This window comes from Aquimarina amphilecti, from assembly GCF_900109375.1.
Classification (GTDB): Bacteria; Bacteroidota; Bacteroidia; order Flavobacteriales; family Flavobacteriaceae; genus Aquimarina; species Aquimarina amphilecti.
The window spans coordinates 321,141-335,772 of record NZ_FOAB01000003.1 but is presented as its reverse complement, the minus strand read 5'-3'; the positions used below and the strand labels follow the sequence as shown (position 1 = coordinate 335,772).

At 31.8% G+C, this 14,632-nt stretch carries 13 protein-coding genes; 4 read left to right on the top strand and 9 right to left on the bottom strand.

The genetic code is table 11. From position 1 onward, the window contains the following. Window positions 1–49 precede the first annotated feature (49 nt). The gene (gene fabD, locus BMY33_RS09215) at window positions 50–931 is read left to right on the top strand and encodes an ACP S-malonyltransferase (RefSeq protein ID WP_091407734.1); all 882 of its coding nucleotides are present in this window, start codon (window positions 50–52) and stop codon (window positions 929–931) included. A gap of 87 nt (window positions 932–1,018) precedes the next feature. Here fabD and BMY33_RS09210 read toward each other — a convergent pair whose 3' ends face one another. Beyond that, the gene (locus BMY33_RS09210; RefSeq protein ID WP_091407733.1) at window positions 1,019–1,534 is read right to left on the bottom strand and encodes a hypothetical protein; all 516 of its coding nucleotides are present in this window, start codon (window positions 1,532–1,534) and stop codon (window positions 1,019–1,021) included. 274 nt (window positions 1,535–1,808) lie between these two features. On the opposite strand from BMY33_RS09210, the gene BMY33_RS09205 reads away from it, so the two are divergent. Further along, window positions 1,809–2,957 carry a T9SS type B sorting domain-containing protein gene (locus tag BMY33_RS09205; protein WP_091407731.1) on the top strand — a complete coding sequence of 383 codons (1,149 nt, stop codon included), beginning with the start codon at window positions 1,809–1,811 and terminating at the stop codon, window positions 2,955–2,957. A 14-nt stretch (window positions 2,958–2,971) separates the two neighbouring features. On the opposite strand, the gene BMY33_RS09200 is transcribed toward BMY33_RS09205, so the two are convergent. The 7 genes from BMY33_RS09200 to BMY33_RS09170 form a co-directional block, all read right to left on the bottom strand. Next, window positions 2,972–3,478, bottom strand: a complete 507-nt coding sequence (locus tag BMY33_RS09200) for a TlpA family protein disulfide reductase (RefSeq protein ID WP_091407729.1) — start codon at window positions 3,476–3,478, stop codon at window positions 2,972–2,974. A 47-nt stretch (window positions 3,479–3,525) separates the two neighbouring features. Continuing rightward, window positions 3,526–4,800 (bottom strand): metal-dependent hydrolase family protein, encoded by a 1,275-nt coding sequence (locus BMY33_RS09195; RefSeq protein ID WP_091407728.1) that lies wholly within the window; start codon window positions 4,798–4,800, stop codon window positions 3,526–3,528. Window positions 4,801–4,919: 119 nt separating this feature from the next. Further along, window positions 4,920–5,873 carry an alpha/beta hydrolase family protein gene (locus BMY33_RS09190; protein WP_091407726.1) on the bottom strand — a complete coding sequence of 318 codons (954 nt, stop codon included), beginning with the start codon at window positions 5,871–5,873 and terminating at the stop codon, window positions 4,920–4,922. A 69-nt stretch (window positions 5,874–5,942) separates the two neighbouring features. Then, window positions 5,943–7,586 carry a DEAD/DEAH box helicase gene (locus tag BMY33_RS09185; protein WP_091407725.1) on the bottom strand — a complete coding sequence of 548 codons (1,644 nt, stop codon included), beginning with the start codon at window positions 7,584–7,586 and terminating at the stop codon, window positions 5,943–5,945. A gap of 74 nt (window positions 7,587–7,660) precedes the next feature. Continuing rightward, a complete protein-coding gene (locus tag BMY33_RS09180) occupies window positions 7,661–8,845 on the bottom strand; it encodes an SNF2 helicase associated domain-containing protein (protein WP_091407723.1) in 1,185 nt (394 codons plus the stop codon). Window positions 8,846–8,954: 109 nt separating this feature from the next. Next, window positions 8,955–10,124 carry a DegT/DnrJ/EryC1/StrS family aminotransferase gene (locus tag BMY33_RS09175; RefSeq protein WP_091407722.1) on the bottom strand — a complete coding sequence of 390 codons (1,170 nt, stop codon included), beginning with the start codon at window positions 10,122–10,124 and terminating at the stop codon, window positions 8,955–8,957. Window positions 10,125–10,268: 144 nt separating this feature from the next. Further along, entirely contained in the window at window positions 10,269–12,080 is a 1,812-nt protein-coding gene (locus BMY33_RS09170; RefSeq protein WP_091407720.1) for a T9SS type A sorting domain-containing protein, read from the bottom strand. Between the two features lie 249 nt (window positions 12,081–12,329). Here BMY33_RS09170 and BMY33_RS09165 point away from each other — a divergent pair, with 249 nt between their 5' ends. Beyond that, window positions 12,330–13,535: a 3-deoxy-D-manno-octulosonic acid transferase gene (locus tag BMY33_RS09165; RefSeq protein ID WP_091407719.1), complete on the top strand. Its 1,206-nt coding sequence runs from the start codon at window positions 12,330–12,332 to the stop codon at window positions 13,533–13,535. Here the strand turns inward: BMY33_RS09165 and BMY33_RS09160 are convergent. Continuing rightward, window positions 13,532–14,188, bottom strand: a complete 657-nt coding sequence (locus BMY33_RS09160) for a DUF2461 domain-containing protein (RefSeq protein WP_091407717.1) — start codon at window positions 14,186–14,188, stop codon at window positions 13,532–13,534. The genes BMY33_RS09165 and BMY33_RS09160 overlap by 4 nt on opposite strands. 107 nt (window positions 14,189–14,295) lie before the next feature. On the opposite strand from BMY33_RS09160, the gene BMY33_RS09155 reads away from it, so the two are divergent. Next, complete coding sequence (locus BMY33_RS09155) at window positions 14,296–14,583, top strand: hypothetical protein (RefSeq protein WP_091407715.1); 288 nt, start codon at window positions 14,296–14,298, stop codon at window positions 14,581–14,583. The last annotated feature ends 49 nt before the right edge of the window (window positions 14,584–14,632 follow it).

The window sequence follows — 14,632 nt, the reverse complement described above, 5'->3', positions numbered from 1 at the left end:
CTCTTGGCATTTATACTTACTTTTGTTAAAATTTTAAAACACACAGTACATGAACGCATATGTTTTTCCAGGTCAAGGGGCTCAATTTTCAGGAATGGGACTGGACTTATATGAAAATTCAGAAATTGCAAAAGAACTTTTTCATAAAGCCAATGATATTTTAGGTTTTGAAATAACCAAAATCATGTTTGAAGGTACAGCGGATGAGTTAAAGGAAACAAAAGTAACCCAACCAGCAATATTTTTACATTCTGTAATCCTAAGTAAAGTATTAGGTGATAGTTTTAAACCTGATATGGTAGCGGGTCATTCTTTAGGAGAATTTTCTGCTTTAGTTGCTAATGGAACATTAAATTTTGAAGACGCTCTTAGATTAGTTTCTAAAAGAGCCTTGGCAATGCAAAGCGCTTGTGAATTAAAACCTTCTACAATGGCTGCTGTACTGGGATTAGATGATGAGGTAGTAGAAAAAGGATGTGAAGAGATTGATGGTATAGTCGTAGCTGCAAATTATAATTGCCCTGGTCAGTTGGTTATTTCTGGAGAAGTAGAGGCTATAGAAAAGGCTTGTGAACTTATGAAAGAAAAAGGAGCACGTAGGGCATTGATGTTACCTGTTGGTGGTGCTTTTCATTCTCCGTTAATGGAACCTGCTAGAGAAGAATTAGCTGCAGCAATAGAAGAAACAACATTTAATACACCTAATTGTCCTATATATCAAAATGTAACTACAACTGCTGTGACTGATCCAGAAGATATCAAAAAGAATTTAATTGCTCAGTTAACAGCTCCTGTAAAATGGACACAAAGTGTACAGAATATGATGAATGATGGAGCAACATCATTTACTGAGGTTGGTCCTGGTAAAGTATTATCTGGATTGGTAAAAAAAGTAGATAGATCTATGGAAACTATTTCTGCATCTATTTAATATAAAGGAGTTATAAGAAAGCCTCGAAAATTTATATAGTTTTCGAGGTTTTTTATTGATAATACTTAATTTAAAAATTGCTTTTCGTTACTTTTTTTTGATTTTTTCTGCTCTAAATTGGGTTTCCAGATATATCTGTTTCCAGATCCCGTCTACATAATTTCCAATTTTAAAATTATAGGTATTGTCATCAACATACTCCCACATGTCAGTTACCATTGAATCTCCGTATTGATATTGATATAAAATGTTTTTCCCATTTATTATTACAGTTCCTTCTGTAAGATTCCCAAAAATATCGAACTCCCAGAATTTGATGGTCTTAGTTTTAGCGTCAAATTTTCTGATTCCATGATTCCGTGAACCATATTTAGTCTGTTTTTTATCTATAAACCCTTTAGATTTTGCAATGATTATTGTGTTATCAAGATCAAACTTAAATATAGTTTCTTGTTTAAATATAGTCCCGTCTCCCCATTTGCCTTCAGCTTTCCATTCTTTGTTTATTAGATTTTCGAAAATGACAAGTTTGGATTCGTGAGCTGATAATAATTTAGGAGATAAAATAAATATGATTGCTAAGTTGATGATATTATAGTTCATACATAATTAATTTAAAAACATACAGAAGTAACGTCTTTTCGTATGTAAGAAATTCTATTTCACAAATTTAAAACAATACTTTTTGATCTATATTTCATTCACCGAGCAATACTTCCCATTGATCGATACTATTTCCGTTTAACGAACAAATAACCGTTTGACGGGTGTATTTTTCAATTCATGGGTATAAATTGTTATCCTATCTGGCTCCAATAATTTTATAGATTTTGGCAAATTATATTTACGACTAGTAATACCAAAACCCCTAAATAAAATGTCGTATTTAAGAAACATAATAATGATATTGATAAGCTTATCAGGATTTGCTCAGGAAGCTTTTCATAATTTCGGAAATGCTCAAATTCATTCGACAGGTCAGATAGGTTTTCATATTGATGTTATCAATGATGGAGAATTTGACAATAATGTTGGAAAGACCGGATTTTATAATGATAATAGTTTAACTGTTTCAGGAAGTAATGAGCCAGTGTTTTATGATTTAGAAATAGATGTTAAAGAAGATTTGATTTTAGAAATTGGAGTAGGGATTGCTAATTTCCAAGAGTTCATAAATGGTAGAGTAATAACTGATAGAGATCAAAAAAGTGTTTCATTGGACTATATAAATGATGCTCCATATTTAGGAGAAAATGATGATAGATATGTGGATGGGTATGCTACTTTAAATGGAAACTTAGATTTCTCTTTTCCCGTAGGTGATGATTTTAGGTTAAGACCTATCAAAATAGAGAGTGAAGCTGCAGGTAATGGTTCCAGAGCTGCTTACTTTTTTGAAAACCCTAACACGCCAAACTTTTTTGCTGATAGCTTTGATACTGATATGTATGAAGATTTATTATTTGGTATAAGTATTTTCGAATTTTGGGATTTGGATGGTAACAAAGAGACTAGAGTTACTTTAACTTGGGATAGTAATAGCAATATTCCAACACTTGTAGAAGATGTACAAGATTTAAGAGTTGTTGGTTGGAGTAAAGAGCTACGTAAATGGGTTAATTTAGGAAATACCTCAGTGTTTGGTGATGTAAATGAAGGTGAAATTTCTTCTAAAGGAATTATTCCAGATGACTATGAGATATTAACTTTCGGATCTTCAGATAGATTGTTAGATGGAGATTTAGAAGTTTTTACTGCTGTATCTCCTAATGGTGATGGTATGAATGATACATTTAAAATTCAGGGATTATCAAATTTTCCTGATAATGAATTATTTATATATAACAGATGGGGAGTATTAGTTTTTCAGAAGAAAGCATATCACGAAAATCAAAATTTCGCTGGTATTTCTGAGGGTAGAGCAACAGTTTCCCAAAAATCTGAATTACCTGAAGGAACTTATTATTATGTTTTAAACATAGTTGGAACTAAAGATAGAGCAGGATACTTTTATATTAATAGATAATAAAAAACTAACTTTTAATTTGTGATGGAGTCAGATAGTAGATCGTCAATTTGTTTAAATGTATAAGCTCCCATAAGTTTACCTTCTGGAGAAATTAGAAATTTAGCCGGAATTTCTGAAACCCCGTATTTTCTCGCAATATCGGATAGTAAAACAAAACGATTTTGATTTACAATTTGGTTTTCCCAGGTATACCCATATTTGTCAGCTACTTTTTTCCAGGATTTTAGATTCTTTTCAAGCGCTACAGTAACTATAGTAAGTTGGTTATTGTGTTTTTTATGAAGTGCTACTAGTTCCGGACTCTCTTTAAGACATGGGCCGCACCAGGAACCCCAAAAGTCTAATAGTACATATTTTCCTTGTAAACTTGATAATTTAAACGAAGTCCCGTCAATAAGTGTTGTTTCAAAATCTGGTGCTAAATCCCCTTTTTCTGCCGCTGAAAATTTAGTATACATATAGAATATTCCAAATGAAACAATAATTCCCAGAATGATGTATTGCGATACTTTTTTCACGTTTATAGAGGTGTACTTATTTTTAAGAGGCTAATTTATCCAAAAGTTTATTGCTTATATATTTTTCCGTTTTTCATAACGAATACTACATTCTCCATTGTCTTAATCTCTTCTGTAGGGTCATCATTTACGGCTACAATGTCTGCTATAAAATCAGGAGCGATTTGCCCTAATTCTTTGCTCATGTTTAATACTTTTGCGTTTACAATAGTAGCACATTGTATAGCGGTTATTGGACGCATGCCCGCTTCTACCATATATCCAAATTCTTTAGCATTCTGTCCGTGTTTAAAAACTCCTGCATCTGTACCAAAGGCAATACGAACACCACGCTTATGAGCTTTTTTAAATGTATTTTGAATTTTGGGACCTATTTCTAATGCTTTAGGAACAATAATGGCTGGATAATACCCATCAATTGTTGCTTTTTCGGATACTTCTTTACCAGCAGTAATCGTAGGTACTAAATAGGCTTTCTTTTTTTTCATTAGATCCATTGTTTTAGTGCTCATTAGAGTCCCATGTTCTATGGTCGTTACTCCACCATTCAAAGCACGTTGCATACCCTCATCACCATGTGCGTGAGCAGCAACATGAAATCCATAGTCTTTAGCGGTTTCGCAAATTGCTTTTATTTCTTCTAGTTTAAATTGGGGGTTAGAACCGCTTTTTGCAACACTTAACACACCTCCCGTAGCAGTTATTTTAATAAGATCTGCTCCATTTTTGTAACGTTGTCTCACAGCTTTTTTAGCATCTTCTATGCCGTTTACAACACCATCTTTAGGTCCTGGATCTCCTATAATAGATTTTTTACTTCCATTAGTGGGATCTCCATGTCCTCCAGTACTAGAAATGATTTTTCCGGCCGTAAAAATTCGTGGGCCTATTATTTTTTCCTGAGCAATTGCTTTTTTTAAAGAGATGTTTACACCGCTTCCTCCAAGATCTCTTACAGTAGTAAATCCTGCCAACAAAGTAACTTCGGCATATCCTACAGAATTGTAGGCAACATCTGCATCATTATGGGTGTAACGCTCTAAATAGGCTTTTGGATTAGATTCGCTTTCCATATGTACATGCATGTCGATAAGCCCTGGCATAACGGTCTTATCTTTAAGGTCAATAATGATATCATTGTTTTGTCCTTCGATATAACCGATTTCTACCTTGCTTATTTTGTTTCCAGAAACGATAATGGTTCTTTCAGGAAGAATTTTTCCAGTTTTGGTATCAATTAATTTTCCGCAATGCAGATATGTGTCTTGTGCAGTAATTGTAATGCTCGTTAAAACAAAAAGTAAAGTGTAAAAGAATTTCATAAGCTAATAAATTGAGTGAAGTTGTTTGTGTATATTATCAGATGAACAATTTAAAATAAATTAATCTAATTGATTAATAGATTATGATTTCTTTTAGAAATATAGGTTGGTAATAATGACTATCTACCATTAAATTCCATATTAGGTAGTGCTGCGTTGCCTTTTAGATATTTGTTAAACCAATCGAGTACATCTTGATCTCTTTCTTCTTTAAATTGACTGATACCATGATCTGCTCCTTCATAGATCTTTAACCTATATGGGATTCGATGTTTTTCAAATTCTAAAGCCAGTTTTAATGAATTAGTAGATTTTACTCTCCAGTCAGAGCTACCGTGTAATAATAAAATAGGAACTTTAGGAGAAAACTTATCTGCCCATACTATTGCAGATCTTTTCTCTAGTTCCTTTTGTTTATTTTGATAATAATTAGGGATCAACTCAGCATACACACCTTTTTCCATATTAGGTCGGTCAATTGTTCTTAAATCGGATCTTGCACCTCCAGTAACAGCTGCTTTTATAGTGTTCATTTTGGTTAATGCGATATATGTCATCATTCCACCGCGACTCCACCCATACATACCGATACGCGTAGTATCAGCTTTTGGTAATTCTTTAATTACTTTAACTAGATTTAGTACATCATTTATATCACTACCCCCAAACTCTTCCATTCCTTCACTCTTACCTGATCCTCTGTAATTACAGCCAATTACAATATAACCTTCACTTGCTAATTTTGAAAACCTTATGGCCGCCCAGGATAAATTTAAATTACCAAAATCTCTATTTCCACCTCTATTATAGATAATTACGGGATATTTTTTATCTCCTTTAGGAATCGTCGCGAAAGATTCAATTTTTAACCCATCACTTAGATATGAGATTTCAAACAGATCTACATTTTTAGAATAACTGAATCTGTCTTTAAACTTGGTCTTAGAAGAATCTGTAAATACCTTAGGATAAAGTTGCCAATCAATTTTCTTTTTCTCTAAAATTATAGACTCTTGAGATTTACAAGAATAAAGATTTGTAATAACTAGGAAAACTATAAAAATTCGTTTCATTCTTTTATTTTTTCTTAACGACTTTTAAATTGACTGTATATGACATAAATCTACACGACTAACAAAATATTACTTTAATAATTCTGCTAAATCATTTTCTATATAATCAGGCATAGTATCGATATCTATAATCTCATCGGATAGGTTCTTTTTTCTTTCTTGTAATTGAAGAATTTTTTCTTCGATCGTATTTTTTGTTATAAAACGAGTCACCATAACATTGTTTTTTTGTCCAATACGATGTGCTCTTGCAATTGCTTGCTTTTCTATAAAAGGATTCCACCAAGGATCTAATAAAACAACGTATGAGGCTTTGGTAAGATTGAGGCCAACTCCACCAGCCTTTAACGAAATAAAGAACATAGAAATTGATTCGTTTTCTTGAAACTCATTAACAATTTTTTCTCTATCAGAGCTTTTAGTTTGACCTGTAAGACTCACAAAGGATATGTTTTGGATAGCACACCAATTCTGATATACCTCTAAATGAGATACAAAAGAACTAAATATCAAGACTTTTTTATTGGCTTTTGCCAGAGTCTCTAAATAGGAACTTACATCATTAAACTTTCCAGAAGAATCGTTGGAAGTATTGTCGAATAATTTAGGGTGATTTGCTAACTGTCTTAGTTTAGTTAAAGTGTTTAAAACATGTATTTTATTAGTTGCAATAGGATCAATACCTAGTAATAGATTTCTTGCAGCTGATTTTTGAGATTCATACTCTTTTTCCTGTGAGTCAAGCATTTCAGTATAAATAATTTGCTCTGACAATTCTGGCAAATCTTTAGCAACTTGTTCCTTTGTTCTTCTTAAAATAAAAGGTTCGATAAGTGTTTTTAGTTCTTCGATACGCTCAGAATTCTGGTGCTTTTCTATAGGGATTTTAAAATGATCTTTAAAAAAAGGAAAGCTTCCTAACATTCCTGGATTGATAAATTCCATTTGGGACCAAAGATCAGATAAAGAATTTTCGATAGGAGTACCACTTAGAGAAATTTTATGTTCAGCATTAATGTCATTAATAGCTTTGAATATTTTAGATTCTTTATTTTTAATCTGCTGACTTTCATCCGTTATTAAATAAGTGAATGCTGTTTTTTGTAACGCGGAAATGTCTTTAGATAAAGTTGTATAAGTAGTTAATATAATATCATAGGTTTCTAAATAGGGTATAATTTTTTTTCGATCACTACCAATGTATTTTGTAATAGTGAGATGTGGTGCGAATTTTAGGATTTCTTGGGCCCAATTAAAAACAAGAGAGGACGGTAAAACAATTAATGCTTTTAAATACGTTTTTATTTCTAGAGGATCACTAAATAAATCTAGTCTTACTGTTTTTGGAGTTGATTGCTCTGCTTTTAATTGTTCCTTAGAAAAAACAAGAGTTGCTATGGTCTGTAATGTTTTACCTAGTCCCATATCATCTGCAAGACAAGCTCCTAATTGATTTTGTTGGTGTTTTACTAACCACTTTACACCTTCTTCTTGATATGGTCGCAATGTTGCTTTTAGTTTAGAAGAAGGTTTGTATTCTACATCAACTATGTCGTTTATTTCTAGTTCGTTTGGATTAACTATTTCTTTAAGAAGAGTGTAATTTCCTTTGTTAACAAGAATACTGTCTTCTGTTACTTTTCCAAAATTTGCTAGTTGCTTATAGCGAGTCATCCATTCCAATGGAATAATGAAAACGGTATCATTATCCATTGGAAAAAAGCGATTATCCTCTTTTATGTATTTAATAAATTTTGAAAATGGAATTTCTTGTGTACCAATTTGTACTATTCCTTTGACATCGAACCAGTCATTTTTTTTTTATTTTTTATCTGGATATCATGTGTGTCCAGATTTACTGTTTTATTGTCTAGATCCGGAAGAATAATTTCAAACCCTTCTGTTTCTAGTTCTTTGTGATGTTTTTGTACCCAACTAAAAATTGCCAATGGATCCTCAGAGGTTTGAATTTCTAGTAAACGATTTGCGTTTGCTTTTAAATCTTTAGATTCAAGTAATGCAATTATCTCTTTTTCCGCATTAGGATCTCTCTTGGTTTGAGTGATCTGGATTTCTTCATTATCCCCAAAATTAACATCAGAAGAAGTCTTTTTATTGCTATTGTAATCAAAAATGGCTTCTCCGTAATTGAAAATTACTTTAGCAACGTAGATCTCTTTTATAAAATCCTGTATGATTTCTATTTGATACGATGCTATGTTTTTATTAATTATAATTTCAAAACCATTAGCGATTACATCTACATTTTTGATAACAGGAATAATTACTTTATCTAAATATGTTTTGATATGTTTTTTAGCGATTGTGATCTTCTCTTTACTAAAAAATGGTTTTAGTTTGTTGGCATTTAGATTGTTGATGTGATAAATAGATTTGTCTACAACAATCCAAGATGGTTCGTTTAGTAAAATCTGAATACTATGATTTTGAGGTATTACTACTTTCTCTTCTTCTTTTAGCGAAAAAGCATAATCTATACCTTCATCAGTTTTCGTGAATTCTAATATAGGATTAAGGGTGTTTTCACCAATTGATAATCTATGTACTTCAAAAGGGTCTTTTCTTTGAGCATTATGTGTCACAGAGTATTCATTCTGTATTACTAAGTCGTAAAAATCAGAAAGTTTGCTGTTAATATAATTAATAGCAACATCTTTAATTTTAGGATCTTTTAGAATATCTGCTAAACCGAACGTTTTTCTTTTTTTAGCAGGTCTAAATTGTTGTTCTAAAACGGCTATTTTTAAATTAGAACAGATTTCTAATAATTGTTCATGAGCTGTTTCTAAATATGGTATCCCAAAACTTTTTAGGGTTGCAGGAGTCGCCTGTTTTTCTACATACCCTAGCCGTTCATTTGTAACAGGTACAATATAAGCTTCTGGTAATGGAGGGATTCCAGGTAAATTATTATGGTCAACTAGATTATAACAGATGCAAAGTGAATCCATTGTGGGTATTTATTGGTTGTATTTAGTTATTAATTACGTACGGGGTTGTATATATTGTTGTAAAACAAGTTAAGTTAATCTTCTAATCTTGTTTCACTAACTTTTATGTCTATTTTGTTACAAAATCGATAACATTTTTTGTAATGAAATTAATTTGTTCCTCATCTAATTCTGTATGCATCGGTAATGAGATTACTTCTTTCACAAGTTGATTGGTAATAGTAAAATTTGATTCATCATAACGATCATCTTGATAAGCTTTTTGATTATGTAAAGGAATTGGGTAATATACACCACAAGGAATTCCTTGATCATTTAGATACTTTACTAATGCATCTCGATCTACATTCTCAACCCGAAGTGTATATTGATGAAATACGTGACAATTACACGTGTCACAAATTATATTCTCTTGAGTTTCGCAGTTATTACCTTTAACTCTTGGGGTGATAATATTTTTTATACCCTCAAATGCTTTATTATATTTTCTTGCAGCTGATCTTCTTGCATCGTTATATGTATCAAGATTAGGTAACTTTGCTCTTAATACTGTAGCTTGTATAGAATCTAATCGCGAATTTACTCCAACCACATCGTGATGGTATCTTTTATACATTCCATGATTTACAATACCTCTAATAGTATGTGCCAGATCATCATCATTGGTGAAAATGGCTCCACCATCACCATAACATCCTAAATTTTTGGATGGAAAAAAAGAAGTAGAAGATACATGACCAATTGTTCCTGTCTTAGCTACTTTTCCATTATTAAATTTATAACTACCACCAATACCTTGCGCATTATCTTCTATTACATATAAATCATGCTCTTTAGCTATCGACATAATTTCATCCATATTAGCAGCTTGACCAAATAAATGAACTGGTACAATTGCTTTTGTGTTAGGTGTTATTGCCTTACGGATAGCATCTGGATCGATATTAAAAGAATCTTTTTCTACATCTACTAATACAGGAGTAAGTTGTAATAACGCAATAACCTCTACCGTAGCAGCAAAAGTAAAATCTGCGGTAATTACTTCGTCACCTGGTTTCAAACCTAATCCCATCATCGCTATTTGAAGAGCATCTGTTCCATTAGCACAAGGAATTACATGTTTTACATCTAGATATTCTTCTAATTCTTTTTGAAAACTATGTACTTCAGGACCATTAATAAATGCAGCAGAGGAAATAACATCTAGGATAGATGAGTCTACACGCTCTTTTATTTGTTCATATTGACCCTTTAAGTCAACCATTTGAATCTTCTTCATAGGATGTGTTTTGTAACCGGACGAAAGTACAAAATAATGATGCCATTGCCAATGTGATACTTAGTTTTGATCGGTTTTTTATTAACGAATACAATCAAAATTGTATCATTTTGGCAACAGCCTTTCTTTTAGATATTTATAAAACTATTCTTTAACAAATTTTATTGTTTTTTCATTGTTAACCTGTAAAAGATATATTCCAGAAGATAATTGTTGTAATTTTTCTGAGATATTATATTGAGAATTCTGGGTTGTTTTGACTTGAGACGTCATCATTTTTTTTCCAGTTATATCATATATTGTTAAAGAAAATTTATCAGATGTCAGATATCCTTGAAGAGATAATATGGCATAGTTTTTAACTGAATTAGGAGTTATTATTATAGATTTATTGGTCTTGTCTAGATATTCATCTACTTCTGTGTTTATGTCTAAAGCTTTGTGAATGTCTCCTACTACAAAACCAGAAATGATGCTTCTTTTAAAATTACCCTTATTTTCTGCATTTAAGAACAAACTGTATACACCTTGTTCTAAATCTTTAGTGTCAAAATAAAAGCTATTATTAATTTTATCAAAAGCGATTATTTCTGGATTACTTTGTACAGGTGTTCCATTAATAGTAGAAGTTCTAATAATTACCCCGCGTGTTTCTGTGTTTAAAAGTAACTCATCATTTTTTCTAGTTGATGAAATGTTAACTTTTAATAAAGGGTGTTTATTTTTTATTTGATGTTCCAAAGACATAGTAATCCCATTATTTTGTTTAATGAAAGCAGCAAATCGAGAATCACTTTGTAATTTTATATTACTAGAAGAGAGAGGGATTACAGATTTGTGATTTTCTTGGGTATTCTTTTTTACGAGTATAGTTTGTTTTAGATCTTTGGTAATACCCTTAAATGTAGCTGTCGGATTTTCGTGTATAATTTCTGCAACTGCTGATGTGGAATTTTTGTCTAGAACTATTTCTTCATATTCATTTTCGGAGTGTATGATATAGTAATTACTTGTTGTAATGAAGTCTGAAGTCTTTTCGATTTCTAAAGATTTTTTATTTTTCTGGGAACGATTTTGTATATATGATTTTACGTATGGCCAACTAAATTGCCCGAAACTTACATCGATGTGATCGAAAAAAGCGCGATAATCATTTTTCTTGAAAACATATTCTGCACCAGGTCTTAGCGTACTTCGATAGGAAGCAACCCCATCATTGGCACCTTGTACAGGAAGTAAAATGCCACCAGTAACTGTAAAAGCTGCTCTGGCGAGAAGGTTTGATCCATTGAAATAACCTGAAGCTCCTAGAACTACAAATTTCTCAGGTTCGTTATTCGGGTTGTTATCTAAATAAGGACGAACTACATCTCTACAATAATAGGTGGTAGAGGTTCTAGCACCTTCATTTAATCCGGTTAAGCGCCAAGCCCAATTCAACCAAGGCATTTGAGAAATATCAGCTAAATAAGTGCCCCAATATGGAGTCCCCAAAGCAAAAACCTGTTGTACTTTGTCCTTTTTTCCATATTGAATCATGGCAGCTTCTGCGGCTTTTCCTCCATTACTATGTGCTATGATATATACATCTTCTACATCATATTTTTCTGTAACGATATCAATAGATTCGGCAAGTAATTCTCCATTTACCCATATGCCACCTCCTCTGGTAGTAGCAACAAAGACTGCTTGATAACCTTCATTATAAGTTTTTTCATAAAAAGAATTGTCGAATAAAAATTGACTTTGATTTAAGTCGATATATCCATGATTAAATAGGATTACTTTTCCGTTGTAATTAGATGGTGTAGCGCCGTAATGGATAGTGGATTTTAAAAGAGGTCCAATAAAAAAGGGACTTAGTTTGTCTGGTTTAGGAAGTTGTACCTCTAAAAAATTCTGAGAAAAAAGTATTGCACAGGATAGTAGAGCAATTAGAGTAAGTTTTAATTTCATAAGATTTGAGTTTGCGTGATAGTTGGTGTTAATTTAAGAATTTTAACAAACAAAATTTGTTAAAACCGCAAAATTTTAAATATATTTTTAATAAAATGATAATTATGATGTGTTTTTGATAATTTGAGAATTTCAGGTTTTGCACCGTATGTTTATCAGTTTTTACAGGAAAGAGCCGTATTTTAGCGATGTATTAAATCAAGACTTTTGAATTTTTTCTATAATTTCCTTATTTCAGTTTTCAATAGTATGCTTCCTATAATAGGACTCTTAAGTCCTAAACTTACTTTGTTCGTAAAAGGAAGGAAAACGGTTTTTGAAATATTAAAGGAGCAATTAAAAAAAGATGATCAAATAGCCTGGTTTCATTGCGCTTCCCTTGGAGAATACGAGCAAGGGGTTCCAGTGATGGAGATGATAAAAAAGAAATATCCTAGTTATAAATTATTAGTCACTTTTTTCTCACCATCAGGATATGAGGTTAAAAAGAATAGTACACTCGCTGATAGTATTGTTTATCTTCCGATAGACACAAAGAAAAATGCTAAAAGATTTGTAGAATTGGTGAATCCTAAACTTGCAGTTTTTGTAAAGTACGAGTTTTGGCCTAATTATTTAAAAGAGTTAAAAACGAACAATACTCCAATTACCATAATTTCGGCAGCATTTAGACGAGATCAAGCATTCTTTAAATGGTATGGAGGTTTTATGCGTAATGCTCTAAAAACAGTAGACTATTTTTTTGTGCAGGATTCGATTTCTAAGCAATTACTAAATCAAGTCAATTTCGATAATGTTACGGTTAGTGGAGATACCAGATTTGATCGTGTGTCGCATCAGATTGAAATGGATAATCAAGTAGATTTTATTTCAGAATTTATAGGAAATAGACTTTGTATAGTTATAGGTAGTTCTTGGTCAGAAGATGAAGAAGTATTTATAGATTTTGTAAATCAGGCTAATAAAAATTTATGTTTTATTATTGCTCCTCATGAAATAAAAAATAGGGGAGTGCAGTCTTTGCAGAAAAAAATAACCAAAGAGACTGTTATTTTTTCAGAAAAAGAAGGAAAGAGTTTACAAGACCATCAGGTTTTTATTATGAATACGATTGGCTATTTATCACGCATATATAGTTATGGAGATATTGCATATGTAGGAGGAGCAATGGGTAACTCTGGATTACATAATATATTAGAACCTGCGACTTTTGGGATCCCAATTATTATCGGTCAGCATTTTGAAAAATTTAGAGAAGCTAAACAATTGCAAAAGTTAGCAGGATTATATTCCATATCATCTTCGGAAGAATTTAGTGCTATTATGAATAAATTAGTTGATGATCAGAAATTTAGAGAAAAAACAGGAATGATCGCTGGACACTTTATCAATAGCAATACTGGAGCAACAGATATGATTGTCGCTTATTTAACCGAGAAGATTGCAAAGCTCTAAACAGATATTGCTTCTCTTAGATACCTTCTAAATGGAAGCATTTCTTGATATACTTGAATCACTATTTGCGTGAAATCAGAGTGCAATACGTCTTCTTTTTGCAATTCATAAGCTACTGCAAAAGTTCTTTTTTGCAATAAATCTATATGTTCGTGATCCATAGAGTACCCTTTAGGTGCTTTTTTAAGAGAATTGCCGTCATCATATAAATTACCAAAGGTATTTCGGAAACTTTTTTTAGCAAGAATTTTTTTTAATTCTTCTCCATTATAATCAATAGCTTCTCTAATACTTTGCAGAGTTTTACTTTCTGGTCGCCAATATCCTCCAGCTAAGACACATTGAGAAAGTCCTATTTCGATATAGAAGTCTCCTTGTTTAGATAATTGATCTAACCCTGCTCCAAAATGATCTTTGTATACAGGTTTGTTAGGATGGAAAAGTAAGTTGTTATTAATTCTATTGATTCCTTTTCTTCCCGAAGTCGGATAATATTCTGGATCAATTTTGGCAAGTTCTACCTCCAGATGATCTAACCAATCTATAAAAGAATTTCGAATTCGTTGATACCATTTTCTGTTAGTATCCATCCATTCTTTGTTATTATTTTGTTGTAATTCTGAAAGAAATTGAAATAAATCGCTGAAATTCATTCTGTTAAAAAAATTAAGATTTTTTGTGAAAACATTACCAAGGTAATAGAAATAGTGGGATTAGAATACCGTTATACCGATATAATAACAACTAAAATTTTTTAATTATGAAAAAAGTAATTTTAGCCTTAGCGTTTTTATTTACTTTAAATGTAATGTTTGTTTCTTGTAGAGAAACTAATAAGGAAACAGAAAGTACTACCGAAGAAACCAGCGAAGTACAAAAAGAAGTTGAAAATACTGCAGAAGAAGCTTTAAAAGAAGCTGAAGAGATCGAAAAAGAAGCAGAAAAAGCAGTAAAAGAAGCTGGAGAAGAAGTAGAAAGTACTCTTGATAAAGCGGTAAAAAAAGATAACAAGGAGACAGAAACTGAAGGTGGTGAACAAACATCTTAAGAAGACGTTAGAGTAGAAAACTTACTAATGTAAGTTTAAAAAGAAGGCC